This window comes from Pseudomonas putida, from assembly GCF_002906855.1.
Taxonomy (GTDB): Bacteria; Pseudomonadota; Gammaproteobacteria; order Pseudomonadales; family Pseudomonadaceae; genus Aquipseudomonas; species Aquipseudomonas putida_N.
In genome coordinates, this window is the sequence record NZ_MINI01000048.1 from 664,508 (window position 1) to 680,321 (window position 15,814).

A 15,814-nucleotide genomic window follows, 5' to 3' on the forward strand; every position below is an offset into this window, starting at 1 on the left:
CCCGCGAAGGCCTCCCGGCGGTCTACCAGGCTATCAGTGAGCCCAAGGCAGAATCGGAATCGCAGTCACCGCATTCTGCGGGCTGCCTTCGATCATGCGGTCGCTATACACCAGATACACCAGCGTATTGCGCTTCTTGTCGAGGAAGCGCACCACCTGCATGGTCTTGAACACCAGCGAGGTGCGCTCCTTGAACACCTCCTCACCGTCCTTCAAGTCACCCTTGAAGCTGATCGGCCCGACCTGACGGCAGGCAATCGAAGCCTCCGCCCGATCTTCCGCCAACCCCAAACCACCCTTCACACCGCCAGTCTTGGCCCGCGACAGGTAGCAGGTCACACCCTCGACCTTAGGGTCGTCAAAGGCCTCGACCACGATGCGATCGTTCGGCCCGAGGAACTTGAACACGGTGGACACCTGGCCAATCTCTTCGGCCCCGGCCAGCATTGGCAGGGCGAAGACGGCCAGGGCCATCGCCCGCTTGAGCAGCTTCATACCAGCACCAGGTTGTCGCGGTGCACCAGCTCCGGCTCGGCGATGTAGCCCAGCACGGCCTCGATCTGATCGGAAGGCTGGCCGATGATCTTCTGCGCTTCCAGCGCGCTGTAGTTGGCCAGGCCACGGGCCACCTCGACGCCATCCGGGCCGACGCAGACCACCATCTCGCCACGGCGGAAGCTGCCTTGCACGGTCTTCACGCCGACCGGCAGCAGGCTCTTGTTCGCCTCACGCAGCGCCTGCACGGCGCCCGCGTCGAGCACCAGGGTGCCACGGGTCTGCAGATGGCCAGCCAGCCACTGCTTGCGTGCCGCCAGCATGCCACGCTCGGGCGACAGCAGCGTGCCCAGGCGCTCACCGCCCTTCAGGCGGTCCAGCACGCGCTCGATGCGGCCCCCAATGATGATCGTGTGGGCGCCAGAGCGGGCTGCCAGGCGCGCGGCGCGCAGCTTGGTCTGCATGCCGCCACGGCCCAGGGCACCGCCGGTACCACCGGCAACGGCGTCGAGCGACGGGTCGTCGGCGCGGGCTTCGTAGATCAGCTGGGCTTCGGGGTTGTTGCGCGGGTCGGCATCGAACATGCCGTCGCGGTCGGTGAGGATCACCAGCAGGTCGGCTTCCACCAGGTTGGCCACCAGCGCGGCCAAGGTGTCGTTGTCGCCGAAGCGGATCTCGTCGGTGACCACGGTGTCGTTCTCGTTGATCACCGGCACCACGCCCAGGTCAACCAGGGTACGCAGGGTGCTGCGGGCATTCAGGTAACGCTTGCGGTCGGACAGGTCGTCGTGGGTCAGGAGGATCTGCGCGGTGTGCTTGCCGTGCTCGCCGAAGCTCGTTTCCCAGGCCTGAACCAGGCGCATCTGGCCGATCGAGGCAGCCGCCTGCAACTCGTTCATCGCACTCGGTCGGGAAGTCCAGCCCAGCTGGCTCATGCCGGCAGCCACGGCCCCAGAGGAGACCAGTACCAACTCCACGCCTGCTTCACGCAGCGCGACCATCTGCTCGACCCATACGGCCATGGCGCCGCGGTCGAGGCCCTTGCCATCGGCGGTCAGCAGGGCACTGCCAATCTTCACGACCCAGCGCTTGGCGCCCGTCACCTTGCTTCGCATCTTCTTCCAACCTATGTCGAATCTGTAGATACCGTGGATACAAAAACGCCGCTCCTGAGAGCGGCGTTCAGTGTACTGCAACCGATCAGTCGCGCACGTAAATGATTTCCGGGCCGTCTTCGTCGTCCTCGAAATCATCATCCCAGCCATCGTCGTCGTCGCCGATGTCGTGCACGCTCTTGACCCCGGTGCGACGCAGGGTACGGGCGTCGTCCAGGGCCTGCAGCTGGGCACGGGCTTCGTCTTCGATGCGCTGGTCGAGGTCGGCCAGTTCTGCGGCGTAGGCCGGGTCGTTGGCCAGGCGGTCGGCGCGGTCTTCGAGGTAGCGCATCAGGTCGTGGCTGAGCTTGTCGGTGCCCTGCTTGGAGATGGCCGAGATCACGTAGACCGGGCCTTCCCATTCCAGGCGGTCGATCACTTCCTGCACGCGCTCATCGCGCTCGTCGTCCATGACCATGTCCGACTTGTTCAGCACCAGCCAGCGCTCGCGCTCGGCCAGCGACGGGCTGAAGCGGGTCAGCTCATTGACGATCACTTCGGCGGCATCGGCCGGGCTGCTTTCGTCCAGCGGCGCGATGTCGACCAGGTGCAGCAGCACGCGGGTACGCGCCAGGTGCTTGAGGAAGCGGATGCCCAGGCCGGCACCGTCGGACGCGCCTTCGATCAGGCCGGGGATGTCGGCGATGACGAAGCTCTTCCAGCGGTCGACGCTGACCACGCCCAGGTTCGGCACCAGGGTGGTGAACGGATAGTCGGCGACTTTCGGCTTGGCAGCCGAGACCGAACGAATGAAGGTGCTCTTGCCAGCGTTCGGCAGGCCCAGCAGGCCAACATCGGCCAATACCTTCATTTCCATCTTCAGGTCGCGCTGGTCACCCGGCTTGCCTGGGGTGGTCTGGCGCGGCGCACGGTTGGTGCTGGACTTGAAGCGGGTGTTACCCAGGCCGTGCCAGCCGCCCTGGGCGACCATCAGCTTCTGGCCCGGAGTGATCAGGTCGCCGATCACTTCCTGGGTCGAGGCGTCGATCACGGTGGTGCCGACCGGCACGCGCAGGAACAGGTCTTCACCCTTCTTGCCGGTGCAGTCGGTGCTGCCACCGTTGGCGCCGCGCTGGGCTTCGTGGTGACGGGTGTAGCGGTAGTCGACCAGGGTGTTGAGGTTTTCGTCGGCAACCATGTACACCGAACCACCATCACCACCGTCACCGCCGTTAGGGCCGCCGTTCTCGATGAACTTCTCGCGGCGGAAGCTCATGCAACCGTTACCACCGTCACCGGCTTTGACCCGAATGGATACTTCGTCAACAAACTTCATTGAAAACCGCCTCTCGCCTGCGGGCGAGTTGAATACTGAAAAACCTGAGGCTCTTGCAAAAATGAGCGCGGCGGCCCCGTACGACCGTAGAAACCCACGCCGGCAGCCCATACAAACAGCTTTGCAAGAGGCTCACCACAAACGAAAAAGCCCCGTCGCATGACGGGGCTTCTGGAGCGACGTCGCGATTAGGCGGCGACGATGCTCACGTAACGGCGCATGAACTCGCCTTTCTTCTCGAACTTGATCACGCCTTCGATCTTGGCGAACAAGGTGTGATCCTTGCCCATGCCAACGCCGTAGCCAGCGTGGAATTCGGTGCCGCGCTGACGGACGATGATGTTGCCCGGCTTGATAACCTGGCCGCCATACATCTTCACGCCAAGGCGTTTCGATTCTGAGTCGCGACCGTTACGAGTACTACCACCAGCCTTCTTGTGAGCCATGGTTCAATTCTCCAAATAAATTCAGGGGACCGAGGCGATTAAGCCTGGATACCGGTGATTTTGATCTCGGTGAACCACTGGCGGTGGCCCATACGCTTCATGTGGTGCTTACGACGACGGAACTTGATGATGCGAACCTTGTCGTGACGGCCTTGCGAAACGACTTCGGCAACCACTTTAGCGCCAGCGACGACTGGTGCGCCGATGGTGACTTCTTCACCGTTGGCAACCAGCAGGACGCGATCGAAGGTCACGGATTCGCCAGTGGCGACTTCCAGTTTTTCGATCTTGAGGAATTCACCTTCAGCGACTTTGTACTGCTTGCCGCCGGTAACGATTACTGCGTAAGACATGGTATTTCTCCGATAATCCTGCTCACCCAGCGCTTTATAAGATAAGTATTGGCTGGCATGGCTGCATGGGGCTGGAACGGCCCTGTGCAATTGCGTAAGGCAGGTGCTGCCCAGGAAGTTAGGGTGCGCGATTGTACGCAACCCCGCTTTTGCTTGCAAGTCCCGCCCCCGGCCAGCGGGCACCGCGCCTTGACACACCGGGACCCGCGACCTAGCATGCCGCGCAACCTCACTGGAGCAGCCGATGCAACCCCAAACCTTCTACCGCGCGGTAGCTGACGATTTCAGCGCCGTCGACGAGATCATCAAGAAGCAGCTGACCTCGCGCGTGCCGCTGGTATCGAAGATCGGCGACTATATCACGTCCGCCGGTGGCAAGCGCCTGCGTCCGCTGCTGGTGCTGCTGTGCGGCAAGGCCCTGGGCCGTGAAGGCGCCGACCTGCGCCTGCTGGCCGCGACCATCGAGTTCCTGCACACCGCCACCCTGCTGCACGATGACGTGGTCGACATGTCCGGCATGCGCCGTGGCCGTTCCACCGCCAACGCCCTGTGGGGCAACGCGCCGAGCGTGCTGGTGGGCGACTTCCTCTATTCGCGTTCGTTCGAGATGATGGTCGAGCTGGGCTCGATGCCGGTCATGCAGATCCTGTCCAAGGCCACCCGGGTGATCGCCGAAGGCGAAGTGCTGCAACTGTCGCGAGTACGCGACGCCAGCACCACCGAAGAGGTCTACATGGACGTCATCCGCGGCAAGACCGCCATGCTGTTCGAAGCCTCGACCCACAGCGCCGCGGCACTGGCCGGAGCCAGCGAAGCGCAGCGCGAAGCCCTGCGCACCTTCGGTGACCACCTGGGCGTAGCCTTCCAACTGGTCGACGACCTGCTCGACTACGAAGGCGATGCCGAGGCCCTGGGCAAGAACGTCGGCGACGACCTGGCCGAAGGCAAGCCGACCCTGCCGCTGATCTACACCATGCGTGAAGGTACGCCAGAGCAGGCGGCACTGGTGCGCAAGGCGATCCAGAAGGGTGGCCTGGAAGACCTGGAGCAGATTCGCGAGGCCGTCAACGCCTCTGGCGCACTGAAGTACACCGCCGAGCTGGCGCGTGACTACGTCAAGCGTGCCATCGGATGCCTGGAAGTGCTGCCAGCCAGTGAGTACCGCGATGCGCTGGTCGAACTGAGCGAGTTTGCGGTCGCGCGCACTCACTGACAGACCGAGACATCTTCTTCGCGGGGCAAGCCCGCTTCTACAGGTAGACACCTCACCCTGTAGGAGCGGGCTTGCCCCGCGAAGCTTTTGTGCGGACGGAACACTTCACCCGCAAAACCTTATACAATATGAGCCTTTAACCGCCTGTCTGATTAAGGAACCGAAGTGAGCACGCTGCCACCCTGCCCCAAATGCAACTCCGAATACACCTACGAGGATGGCACCCAGCTGATTTGCCCCGAGTGCGCCCACGAGTGGTCTGCCAGCGGTGAAGCCGAAGCGGCCAGCGATGACGTGGTGAAGAAGGATTCGGTCGGCAACATCCTGCAGGATGGCGACACCGTAACCGTGATCAAGGACCTCAAGGTCAAGGGCTCTTCGCTGGTGGTCAAGGTCGGTACCAAGGTCAAGAACATCCGCCTTTGCGATGGCGACCACGACATCGACTGCAAGATTGACGGCATCGGCGCCATGAAGCTGAAGTCGGAATTCGTGCGTAAGGTCTGATTACAAATTCTGCCAATTGGTGCTTGCTATTCCGATAATAAGAATTATTCTCATTGGAAATGTTTTCCAAGGAGAATAGCCATGACTTATCTGATCGACGCCTGGCTGGACCGCCCCCACCCCTATCTGCGCATCCTCCATCGGGAAACCGGTGAGGTGTGCGCAGTGCTCGAAGAAGAAGCACTGGACGAGCTGCGCGACCAGGGTGACCTGGATCTGTACGGGCTGAATTCGAGTGAGCCGGTGGTGCTCAAGGAGCTGGTGCGGAACCTGTTTCTGTTCTGCTATGCACGGGCCTTGCGCCCAGGGGGAACAGACTGGAACTGAGGCTGGCCAGGCCGGCCTCTTCGCGGAGCAAGCCCGCTCCTACAGGATCTGCGCAGCCTTTGAAGTTGGCGTAGATCCTGTAGGAGCGGGCTTGTCCCGCGAATGGGCCGCAAAGCGGCCCCAAAGGCATTACAGAACGTCGAGCAGCTCGACGTCGAACACCAGGGTGCTGTGCGGCGGGATGCTGCCAACGCCTTGCGCGCCATAGGCCAGCTCGCTCGGCACGTACAGGCGCCATTTGCTGCCGGCGTTCATCAGCTGCAGGGCTTCGGTCCAGCCAGCGATCACGCCGCCAACCGGGAATTCAGCCGGCTGGCCACGATCGTAGGAGCTGTCGAACACAGTGCCGTCGATCAGGGTGCCGTGGTAGTGGGTGCGCACGTTGCTTTCGCGGGTCGGCTTGGCGCCTTCACCTGCGGTCAGCACTTCGAACTGCAGGCCCGAAGCCAGGGTAGTGATGCCTTCACGCTTGGCGTTTTCGACCAGGAATTCCTTGCCAGCGGCAGCGGCGGCTTCAGCCTTGGCAGCAGCTTCGGCTTGCATCAGCTCACGGATAACCTTGAAGCTGGCCGACAGGTCAGCTTCGCTGACACGGCTCTCGGCGCCGCTGAAAGCGTCGGTCAAGCCGGCCAGGATGGCTTCCAGGCTCACGCCTGGTGGCGGGTTGTCGCGCAGCTGGCCGCCCAGTTGACGGCCGATGCCGTAGCTGACGCGCGTTTCGTCGGTGGAAAGGTTGAGTTCGGACATTGTCGTGCTCCACTGCAGGGCGCAGTGCAGCCGCGCCCTTGATAAAAAGGGCGAGCAGCCTAGCACACTGGGGCGGCGCGAGCAGCTACCAGGCCGAGCGCTGGGAAATCGGCACCTTCAGGTCTTCTTCCGGGTGCGTGCCCATGCCGCACATTTCGTCCTGCACCGACCAGTGCACGAGGTTCATCGACACCATCGGAATGGTCTGCAGCAACTTGCGCGCATCCTCCACCGAGTGCACGCGCAAGCGCTCACCGCGGGTATCGGACAGGGGATGGGGATGGCCTTTGACCCGGGCCTCGATCAGGTAGTCGCCACCTTCGATGGCAATCAGGTTCAGTTCGTCGACATGGCCGGCCCTGGCCTCGGAGTTGAGCTGATGCAGGTTCATGAGACACCTCGCTTTGGGAACCACGCATGAGTGCTCATTTTTTGTACGGATCGGGGGATTGCACAAGACATTACTGCAGCCGCTCGTCAGTTGGACCGCGGCGGCCTCTTCGCGGGCATGCCCGCTCCCACAGGGCTTGCGAAGAGGCCTGACCGGACTCAGTGCTTGGTCAGCTTGTCCAGGTAGCCCATGCAGAAGGCCGAAACCACGAAGGTCATGTGGATGATCACGTACCACATCAGGTAGTCGGTGGAGATGTTCTGCGCATCCATGAACACCCGCAGCAGGTGGATGGAAGAAATCGCCACGATCGAAGCGGCTACCTTCATCTTTAGCGAGGAAGAGTCCATCTTGCCCAGCCAGTTGAGCTTTTCCTTGCTCTCGTCGATGTCCAGCTGCGACACGAAGTTTTCGTAGCCGGAAATCATCACCATCACCAGCAGGCCGCCCACCAGCGACATGTCGATCAGCGACAGGATGACCAGGATCAGGTCGGCTTCACTGAGGGCGAAGACGTTGGGCAGGACGTGGACAACTTCCTGGAAGAACTTCAGCGCCAGGGCCAGCAGGCCGAGGGACAGGCCGAAGTAGATGGGTGCGAGCAGCCAGCGCGAGGCATACATCGCGTTTTCGAGAATACGTTCCATGGAGGGTTTGGGACTCGTCAGGTGACTGGAAAATCGGCCGCGAGTATAGCCAGCCACCTGTGACAGCAAAAGCCTGCGGCCAGATGCCGCACTGCTCAGTGTGTATGCTCAGGTTTCAGGGTGGAACTGGTAATCCCCCAGGTTCCGGCAGCGTTCGCCGTTGATCCGCCGCAGCTGTGCCTGCAGGTGCAGGCACCAGATCTGCGGATCGTCGGCCACCTGATACCCATGCAGGGTCAAGCTGTCGACAATGGCATTGAGCACGGATTCGGCCACAATCGGCCCATGGAACGGCCCTTGGGCCTTGATCGCCGAGGGTTGCTCACCGGCCATGCCGGCGGCGAACAGCAAGGTCCACATGCCGTTGTCACCGGCCAGTGGGCGGATGCTGCATTCAATGCGGGTCACCAGGCCCAGGCACTGGCGAGTAAGGCTGAGGTTGCGCATGGCCGCGTCCCCTCCAATGAGCCCTGTTCAGCCTGAAAACCCAGGCTGTTTCCATCCTGAACCCTGATACCGTCCATAAGTTCCAGCATAGAAGAACAGTACAAAAAGATGGAAAACCGGCGCTGAACGGTAGCACATGGCCGCCAGCGCCGATTTATTGACTCAGGCCGGCTTGGCCTGGGCAATCACCTCTTCCAGGCGTTCCTTTTCCGCTTTCTCGATTTCTTCCTCGCTGATCATCTCGGCAATCTCGCGCAGGCGCTCGACCACCCGGGCATTGACGCTGCCTTCGGTAAAGACGCCTTCATCGTTGAGTTCGCCCGCGTCCTCGCCCACCAGCAGGCTCAGCGCCTCGTCAGCCTGGCTCACCGCATAGACGTGGAACATGCCGTTCTCCACCGCCTGCAGCACGCGCTCGTCGAGCATCAGTGTGGCGACGTTGGCACGCGGGATGATCACCCCCTGCTCGCCGGTCAGGCCACGCGCCTCGCAGAGGCGGAAGAAGCCTTCGATCTTCTCGTTGACCCCGCCCACCGCCTGCACTTCACCGAACTGGTTGATCGAACCGGTGATGGCGAAGCACTGCTTGAGCGGCGTGCGCGACAAGGCCGAGATCAGCGTGCACGCCTCACCCAGCGAGGCACTATCGCCATCGACATAGCCGTAGGACTGCTCCAGGGCGATGCTCGCGGAAATCGCCAGGGGGAATTCCTGGGCATAGCGGCTGCCCAGGTACCCGGTGAGGATCATCACCCCTTTGGAGTGGATCGGCTGGCCGAGGTTGACCTCGCGCTCGATGTCGACGATGCCACTGCCGCCCGGGTAGACGGTGGCGGAAATGCGCGCCGGCATGCCGAACGCCGAGTCACCGACTTCCAGCACGGTCAGGCCGTTGCACTTGCCGATGGCCGCGCCTTCGCTGTCGATCAGGATGATGCCGGCGAGCATGTCGTCGAGCACCCGCTGCGATACACGCCCGGTGCGGGTGGCCTTGGCCTTGAGCGCACGCTCGATGTGCCCGGCATCGGTCATCTCGTCGCTGGCCAGCTGACGGATGAAATCAGCCTCGCTGACCAGCTGGAACAGGTCACCGATGCGTGCCGACAGGCGCGACTGGTTTTCCGCCAGGCGGGCGCTGTAGGTGGCCAGGCGCGCCACGGCATCGCTGGTCAGCGGCGCCATGCCTTCTTCGTTGGTGCGGGTGCGCAGCAGCTGGGCGAACTGCTCAAGGTTTTCGTCGACCATCGGCATGTCTTCGTCGAAGTCGACCAGCACGCGGAACATCTCCTGGAAGTCCGAATCGTGGTCTTGCAGCGCGTAATACAGCTGGCGCGAACCGATGATCACCAGTTTGATGTTCAGCGGAATCATCTGCGGTGTCAGGCTGACCGTGGCGACACGGCCCAGCTCGCCCAGCGGCGACTCCATCTTCAGCTTGCGCGACTGCAGGGCGCGCTTGAGGGCGTCCCAGACGAATGGCTCGCCCAGCATCTTCTCGGCTTCGAGAATCAGGAAGCCGCCATTGGCGCGGTGCAGCGCGCCCGGGCGCAACTGACGGTACGAGGTGTACAACGCACCCTGGTCGGTGCTGTATTCGATGCGGCCGAACAGGTTGTCGTAGGTCGGGTGCGGCTCGAACACCACCGGCGCGCCACCGTCAGCGTGGTGGCCAACCACCAGGCTCGGCGCGTACTGCTCTTCGAGCAGCTTGCGCGCAGCGGCGTCGGTCTTGCTGTCTTCAACCAGCTGCTCGACCACGGTACGCAGCAGGTTCAGCTGCACGGACTGCAGGTAGGCGCAGACGGCGGCGTTCTCGGCGTACTTTTCCGACAGCGGCGCCAGCAGCGGCTGCAGGGCCAGGGTGATGGTCTCTTCATTGAGCTGGCGCAGCTGGTTGTTCGACTCGCGTTTCCATTGCGGCAGGCTGGCCAGCTCCTCGTTGAGGCGCTCCTCAAGCAGGGCGATGTCATCGTGGAACTGTTCGCGGACCTCTTCGGGCAGCTGGGCGAATTCGGCTTCGTCCAGCGCCTTGCCGTCGGCCATCGGAGTGAAGGCGACGTTGCTGGCATCGCGGTACAGGGCCACGTCCTTTTCCAGCGAGGCGCGCTCGATCACATCCAGCGCACGGTCATAACGCTGGTTGAAGGCGCGGTCGATGGCGCCCTTCTTCTGCTGGTACGACGGGTGCTCGAACACCGCCGGGAAAGTCGACAGCAGGTTGTCGATCAACCCGCCCATGTCGCTGATGAACTCGGCCGCGCTGCCAGAAGGCAGCTCCAGTGCGCGGGGCTCGCGGGTGTCGTCGAAGTGGTTGACGTAGAGCCAGTCGGACGGGGTCTGCTGGCGCTTGCCCTCGGCCTTGAGGTAGCGTTTGACGAACGAGAAGCGGCCGGTGCCCGGCTCGCCCATCACATACACGTTGTAACCAGGGCGCGGCATGGCCACGCCGAACTGCAGGGCCTCGACAGCACGCTCCTGGCCCAGGACTCCGCGAAACGGCTCCAGATCGTCGGTATTGGTAAAGGCAAACTGCTCGGGTGAGAAACGCCGGGTCAGGGCTTCAGGCGCGAGACGCAGGCGCGCAGCGACAGGATCGGGCATTGGGTTTCCTTACTTCGGCGGGGCAGATACGCAGCATTCTGGCGCTGCCCGCGCGCGCCTTGCAAGGCTCCACAGGACTTTATGTCGCAGCCGAGACGCTGTCATGTCCAAGCAAATTTTTCGCAATCAACGACGCAACCTTTAGAACATGCCTAAACTCCAAGCTGCGCGGGGTGGGTGAAATGCTTCCCCGACCTGGCAACCGCGTTGCCAGACAACCCTGACCCTTGGTTAAGACAAAGAGAACAATGCTATGAAACGGATTCTTCTGGGTACTCTGTTCACCGTGGTCTCGCTCAACGCCCTCGCCGAAGCGCCGGGCGGCCCGAACTGCGGCTGGGGCAACATGCTGTTCGAAGGCCAGCGCGGTACGCCAGCGCACTTCCTGGCCTCCACTACCAATGGTACCTCCGGTAACGCCACCTTCGGCATGACCTCGGGCACCAACGGCTGCTCGACCAAAGCTTCGCTGACCTACGGCGGCAAATCCTGGTTTGCCATGAATGGCATGATGAACGAGCTGTCCGAAGACATGGCCATGGGCCAGGGCGAAGCCCTGACCACCTACGCCGTGGTCCTCGGCGTTGCGCCGGAAGATCGCGGCTACTTCGCCTCGGTCACCCACCAGCACTTCAACCAGATCTTCAGCAGCGCCGACGTGACTGCCGAAACTGTCCACAGCAACACCCTGGCCGTTCTGAAGAACGACCCACGCCTGGCCAAATACGCCACCGAGGCCTGAGTGCAGCTGCTCCCGCCCCGGCCTCCGGGGCGGGTTTCGCCTTTTTTCGGCATCGTTAAGAAGTAGTTGCCCGACATGCTCAAACGCCTCGCTTCCCTGGCGCTGTGTGCCTGCGCCCCCGTTCATGCCATGCCCGTGCTGGACCCAGGCCGTATCCAGCAACTGGCCAACACCCCTTACTGGATTGCCCTGGGCCACTATGAAACCGCCAAGCTCGGCGGCTGGCGCAGCTATGTGGACGACGACGCCTTCTTCCTCGCCGAGGACGGCGCGCACCACCCGGACCAGGAGCTCAAGGCCACGGTCGAAGCGCTGTACGCCCCGGCCAGCCTGGGTGACAAGCACGCCCAGTGCGTATTCCCTGCACGCACCCGCTGGCTGCGTGAGCAGCTCGACCTGCAAGGCTTGCCGCAACCGGACTGCCAGGAGTTCAAGACCTGGTACCAGTCGATCGACCCGCACAGCGCGGCGCTGATCTTCCCGGCGGCCTACCTGAACAGCCCCTCGTCGATGTTCGGCCATACCCTGCTGCGCATCGACCAGTCCAACACCCGCAGCGACGACACCACGCTGCTGAGCTACGCGATCAACTTCGGCGCCTACATCGAAGGCAGCGACAACAGCATCCTGTATGCCTGGAAGGGCCTGATGGGTGGCTACCCAGGCCTGTTCGCGCTGATGCCCTACCAGGAAAAGCTCTCCGAGTACCGCAGCCTGGAGAACCGCGACCTGTGGGAATACCAGCTGGACCTGACACCGGAAGAAACCGGGCGCATGGTCGAGCACGTCTGGGAACTGAAGCAGATCCAGTTCGATTACTTCTTCTTCGACGAAAACTGCTCCTACCGCCTGCTGGAGTTGCTGCAGGTGGCCCGGCCGAGTTTGGACCTGACCTCGCAGTTCCCGCTTACCGCCATCCCCACCGATACGGTGAAGGCGGTGAAGCAATCGGGTCTGGTCGCCAGCGAAACCTACCGCCCGTCACGCGAACGCGAACTGTTGGCCCGGGCCGAGCCGCTGGACCATGACGAGAAGCGCCAGGTACTGGCCGTCAGTGCCGATACCACGCAATTGCAAAGCCCCGATTTCAAAGCCCTGCCCCGCGAGCGCCAGGCCCTTGTGCAGGATGCCGCATACCGCCTGGAGCGCTACCGGGCCAATGGCCAGGAACGTGACCCTGGGCAGGCCAAGCGCAGTTTCGAGCTGCTGCGGGCGATCAACAGCAACCCGCCTCCGCCCTTGCAGATCGAGCGCCCCGGCCTGCCCGAGGACGGCCATGACTCGCGGACCTGGCAACTGGGCGTCGGTACCCGAGAGGATCGCGCCTACGCCGAATACGGCCTGCGCATGGCCTACCACGACCTCAACGACAATGCGTATGGCTTCCCGCTGGGGGCGCAGATCGAGATCCTGCAGCTCAAGGTGCGCCAATACGAAGGCAACGACTGGCAGGTGCAGCGCCTGGACCTGGCCACCATCCGCTCGCTGACGCCGCGCAACGAGCTGCTCAAGCCTTGGTCCTGGCAAGTGGCAGGTGGCCTGGAGCGGGTGCCGGGCAAGCATGACGACGAGGTGCTGGTGAGCCATGTGAATGGCGGTGCCGGTGGCACCTGGCAACTGGCCGATGGCTTGCTGGGCTTCGCCTTGGGCACGGTACGGGTCGAGCACCACAACGACTTCGCCCAGTTCATTGCCCCGGCGACGGGGTTCAATGGCGGGCTATTGTGGCGCAACGAGCTGGGCAACATGACGCTGGAGGCCAAGGGCGATTACTTCACCAATGGCGAGGTACGGCGCAGTGTGAGCCTTAACCAGCAATGGGAGATCAGCCAGAACCTCGGGGTGAGATTGAGTGCTTCGCGGGAGTTCAGCCACCTGGCGTCGGCGCAGAATGAGGTGATGCTGGAGCTCAAGTGGTATCACTATTGAGATCGATGAGGGCGCATGGCGCCCTTTTCGCGACACCGGGCCGCTCGTACAGATGTGAACCAACCGACTCTTTGACACTGTTTTGACAGCTCCCTGACAAATCGCCACCTAGACTTTCCGGTATCTATCCAAGGGTCCAGGTGGTCATGTCGCGGTACTGGTTTGGTGTGTGCATTGCGTTGTTGCTGGCGGGTTGCGAAACCACCCACGATCAGATGGTCAACCACGGTTATCCCCCCGCCTACGCCGATGGCTATCAGGACGGTTGCAGCAGCGGCCGTCAGGCGGCCGGGCTGATGGTTGGCGACTTCAAGAAAGACGTCCCACGTTACCTGCACGATCGCCACTACGAGACTGGCTGGGACGATGGTTTCCGCCAGTGCCACGCGATGCAGAACAGCGAGGAACAGCGCCAGTACCATGAGCGCTTCTGGGACGAGCGTGATCGCGAGTGGCAGCAGGAGAAAGACCAGGGTGCCGCCCGTGCCTATCGCAGCAAGTAGGTCGCAAACGGACATCCACTGAAACCACCGGCCTGCCATGCTGGTCTCCAACAGAAGGAGGCCATTGCATGAGCCGAGCATTCGTCAACGAAGACCAGGCCGCCGCCCAGGCTGACCAGCCGGTGGAGCGGCGCGTCAGCGACCAGCCCAACTACGTCACCGCCAGCGGCCTGCGCCAGCTGCAGCAGCGTGTGAGCGAACTGAATGCCTTGCGCAGCGAGTTACAGGCTCAGGGCGAGCGCGGCGACAAGCAGCGCCTGGCCGATACCGAGCGGGACCTGCGTTATTTCAGTGCGCGGGTGCAGAGCGCGCAGGTGGTGCCATCGGCGACTTCACGCAGCAAGGTACAGATTGGCAGCCGGGTCAGGTTCGTCGACGAGCAGGGCAAGGAGCAGGTGGTACAGCTGGTGGGCGAGGATGAGGCGGATGCCGGGCGCGGGATGATCAACTGGGGATCGCCGCTGGGGCGGGCGTTGCTTGGTGCCGGGCCGGGGGATGAAGTGCTGTGGCGGCGGCCGGCGGGGGATCAGATGATTGAGATCATCGAGATCGGTTGAGGGCATGGGGCCGCAAAGCGGCCCCGCAGGCCTGGGATCAGACCACGCCTTGAGCCAGCATGGCATCGGCGACTTTCACAAAGCCGGCGATGTTAGCGCCCTTCACGTAGTTGATCTTGCCATCGGCCTCTTCACCGTAATGCACGCAGGCATGGTGAATCGACTGCATGATGTTGTGCAGCTTGCTGTCCACTTCACCAGCGGTCCACAGCAGGCGCATGGCGTTCTGCGACATTTCCAGGCCAGAGACGGCTACGCCGCCAGCGTTGGATGCCTTGCCCGGTGCGTAGAGAATGCCGGCCTCGATGAACAGGTCAACCGCCGCCAGAGTAGTCGGCATGTTGGCACCTTCGGCCACGCAAATGCAGCCGTTGCGCAGCAGAGTACGGGCGTCTTCGATGTCCAGTTCGTTCTGCGTGGCACACGGCAGGGCGATGTCGCATGGCAGGGTCCATGGGGTCTGACCCTTGCGGAACTCCAGGCCGAACTGGTCAGCCAGCTCGCTGATACGGCCGCGCTTGACGTTCTTCAGCTCCATCAGCGCGTCCCACTGGGCGTCGGTCAGGCCGGCTTCGGCGTACAGGGTACCCTCGGAGTCGGACAGCGAAATCACCTTGCCACCCAGGTCCATGACCTTGCGCGCCGCGTACTGGGCGACGTTGCCGGAACCGGAAATGGCCACGCGGCGGCCGTCGATGCGCAGGCCCTGACGCTTGAGCATCTCTTCAGCGAAGTACACGCAGCCGTAGCCGGTGGCTTCGGGGCGGATCAGGCTGCCGCCGTAGGTCATGCCCTTGCCGGTCAGCACCGAGGTGAACTGGTTGGCCAGGCGCTTGTACTGGCCGAACATGAAGCCGATCTCGCGGGCGCCCACGCCGATGTCACCGGCCGGCACGTCGCAGTCGGCACCGATATGGCGGTACAGCTCGCTCATGAAGGCCTGGCAGAAGCGCATGACTTCGGCATCGCTCTTGCCTTTCGGGTCGAAGTCGGAGCCACCTTTGCCGCCGCCCATGGGCAGCGAGGTGAGGGAGTTCTTGAACACCTGTTCGAAGGCCAGGAATTTGAGCACGCTCAGGTTCACCGAGGGGTGGAAGCGCAAGCCGCCCTTGTACGGGCCGATGGCGCTGCTCATCTGGATGCGGTAGCCGCGATTGACCTGAACCTTGCCCTGGTCATCGACCCACGACACGCGGAACAGTACAGCGCGCTCAGGCTCGACCATGCGCTCGAGGATCCCGGACTGCAGGTAGTGCGGGTTGGCTTCGAGGAAGGGCCACAGAGTACGCAGCACTTCTTCCACAGCCTGGTGGAATTCCGGCTGGCCCGGGTCGCGTTGCTGAAGGCGCGCGAGGAAATTGTCGACAGATTCGATCATGGTAGACATCTCACCAAGAGGATTGGACTTATTGGTTTTTTCTGGAATGTACCAAGAAGCAATCGCACCGGAATAGGGCGAAATGTCGTTTTTATGAAATT

The 15,814-nt window shown here is 62.7% G+C and carries 18 protein-coding genes; 7 read left to right on the forward strand and 11 right to left on the reverse strand.

The annotated features are described in order from the left end of the window. Positions 1 to 33: 33 nt before the first annotated feature. The 5 genes from BGP85_RS25810 to rplU form a co-directional block, all read right to left on the reverse strand. Positions 34 to 474 carry a CreA family protein gene (locus BGP85_RS25810; RefSeq protein ID WP_181004451.1) on the reverse strand — a complete coding sequence of 147 codons (441 nt, stop codon included), beginning with the start codon at positions 472 to 474 and terminating at the stop codon, positions 34 to 36. 17 nt (positions 475 to 491) lie between these two features. Further along, positions 492 to 1,610, reverse strand: a complete 1,119-nt coding sequence (proB, locus tag BGP85_RS25815; protein WP_103445745.1) for a glutamate 5-kinase — start codon at positions 1,608 to 1,610, stop codon at positions 492 to 494. Between the two features lie 85 nt (positions 1,611 to 1,695). Next, positions 1,696 to 2,925 carry an Obg family GTPase CgtA gene (cgtA, locus tag BGP85_RS25820; RefSeq protein WP_103445746.1) on the reverse strand — a complete coding sequence of 410 codons (1,230 nt, stop codon included), beginning with the start codon at positions 2,923 to 2,925 and terminating at the stop codon, positions 1,696 to 1,698. Positions 2,926 to 3,113: 188 nt separating this feature from the next. Beyond that, positions 3,114 to 3,371 carry a 50S ribosomal protein L27 gene (rpmA, locus tag BGP85_RS25825; protein ID WP_003247464.1) on the reverse strand — a complete coding sequence of 86 codons (258 nt, stop codon included), beginning with the start codon at positions 3,369 to 3,371 and terminating at the stop codon, positions 3,114 to 3,116. A 38-nt stretch (positions 3,372 to 3,409) separates the two neighbouring features. Further along, a complete protein-coding gene (gene rplU / locus BGP85_RS25830; RefSeq protein WP_003247466.1) occupies positions 3,410 to 3,724 on the reverse strand; it encodes a 50S ribosomal protein L21 in 315 nt (104 codons plus the stop codon). 244 nt (positions 3,725 to 3,968) lie between these two features. Here rplU and BGP85_RS25835 point away from each other — a divergent pair, with 244 nt between their 5' ends. From BGP85_RS25835 to BGP85_RS25845, 3 genes are all read left to right on the forward strand, one after another. Then, a complete protein-coding gene (locus tag BGP85_RS25835; RefSeq protein WP_103445747.1) occupies positions 3,969 to 4,937 on the forward strand; it encodes a polyprenyl synthetase family protein in 969 nt (322 codons plus the stop codon). A 165-nt stretch (positions 4,938 to 5,102) separates the two neighbouring features. Then, positions 5,103 to 5,444: a zinc ribbon domain-containing protein YjdM gene (locus BGP85_RS25840; protein ID WP_103445748.1), complete on the forward strand. Its 342-nt coding sequence runs from the start codon at positions 5,103 to 5,105 to the stop codon at positions 5,442 to 5,444. 81 nt (positions 5,445 to 5,525) lie between these two features. Then, positions 5,526 to 5,771, forward strand: coding sequence for a PA4570 family protein (locus BGP85_RS25845; protein WP_060512530.1), 246 nt, complete (start codon positions 5,526 to 5,528; stop codon positions 5,769 to 5,771). A gap of 129 nt (positions 5,772 to 5,900) precedes the next feature. Here BGP85_RS25845 and BGP85_RS25850 read toward each other — a convergent pair whose 3' ends face one another. From BGP85_RS25850 to BGP85_RS25870, 5 genes are all read right to left on the reverse strand, one after another. Further along, on the reverse strand, positions 5,901 to 6,518 hold the full coding sequence (locus BGP85_RS25850) for an FKBP-type peptidyl-prolyl cis-trans isomerase (protein WP_103445749.1): 618 nt from the start codon (positions 6,516 to 6,518) through the stop codon (positions 5,901 to 5,903). Positions 6,519 to 6,603: 85 nt separating this feature from the next. Next, a complete protein-coding gene (locus tag BGP85_RS25855; RefSeq protein WP_103445750.1) occupies positions 6,604 to 6,909 on the reverse strand; it encodes a DUF6482 family protein in 306 nt (101 codons plus the stop codon). 158 nt (positions 6,910 to 7,067) lie between these two features. Then, positions 7,068 to 7,556 carry a TIGR00645 family protein gene (locus BGP85_RS25860; protein WP_003247486.1) on the reverse strand — a complete coding sequence of 163 codons (489 nt, stop codon included), beginning with the start codon at positions 7,554 to 7,556 and terminating at the stop codon, positions 7,068 to 7,070. Positions 7,557 to 7,664: 108 nt separating this feature from the next. After that, complete coding sequence (locus BGP85_RS25865) at positions 7,665 to 8,003, reverse strand: PA4575 family protein (protein ID WP_103445751.1); 339 nt, start codon at positions 8,001 to 8,003, stop codon at positions 7,665 to 7,667. A 162-nt stretch (positions 8,004 to 8,165) separates the two neighbouring features. After that, complete coding sequence (locus BGP85_RS25870) at positions 8,166 to 10,604, reverse strand: Lon protease family protein (protein WP_103445752.1); 2,439 nt, start codon at positions 10,602 to 10,604, stop codon at positions 8,166 to 8,168. Between the two features lie 253 nt (positions 10,605 to 10,857). Between BGP85_RS25870 and BGP85_RS25875 the strand changes: the two genes are divergently transcribed. From BGP85_RS25875 to BGP85_RS25890, 4 genes are all read left to right on the forward strand, one after another. Then, entirely contained in the window at positions 10,858 to 11,346 is a 489-nt protein-coding gene (locus BGP85_RS25875; protein ID WP_054887210.1) for a DUF3015 domain-containing protein, read from the forward strand. 75 nt (positions 11,347 to 11,421) lie between these two features. Further along, a complete protein-coding gene (locus tag BGP85_RS25880; protein WP_103445753.1) occupies positions 11,422 to 13,275 on the forward strand; it encodes an Lnb N-terminal periplasmic domain-containing protein in 1,854 nt (617 codons plus the stop codon). Between the two features lie 146 nt (positions 13,276 to 13,421). Then, complete coding sequence (locus tag BGP85_RS25885) at positions 13,422 to 13,778, forward strand: hypothetical protein (protein ID WP_103445754.1); 357 nt, start codon at positions 13,422 to 13,424, stop codon at positions 13,776 to 13,778. Positions 13,779 to 13,846: 68 nt separating this feature from the next. Beyond that, entirely contained in the window at positions 13,847 to 14,335 is a 489-nt protein-coding gene (locus tag BGP85_RS25890; RefSeq protein ID WP_103445755.1) for a GreA/GreB family elongation factor, read from the forward strand. A 37-nt stretch (positions 14,336 to 14,372) separates the two neighbouring features. Here the strand turns inward: BGP85_RS25890 and gdhA are convergent, their stop codons facing one another. Then, a complete protein-coding gene (gdhA, locus tag BGP85_RS25895) occupies positions 14,373 to 15,713 on the reverse strand; it encodes an NADP-specific glutamate dehydrogenase (protein WP_103445756.1) in 1,341 nt (446 codons plus the stop codon). Between the last annotated feature and the right edge of the window lie 101 nt (positions 15,714 to 15,814).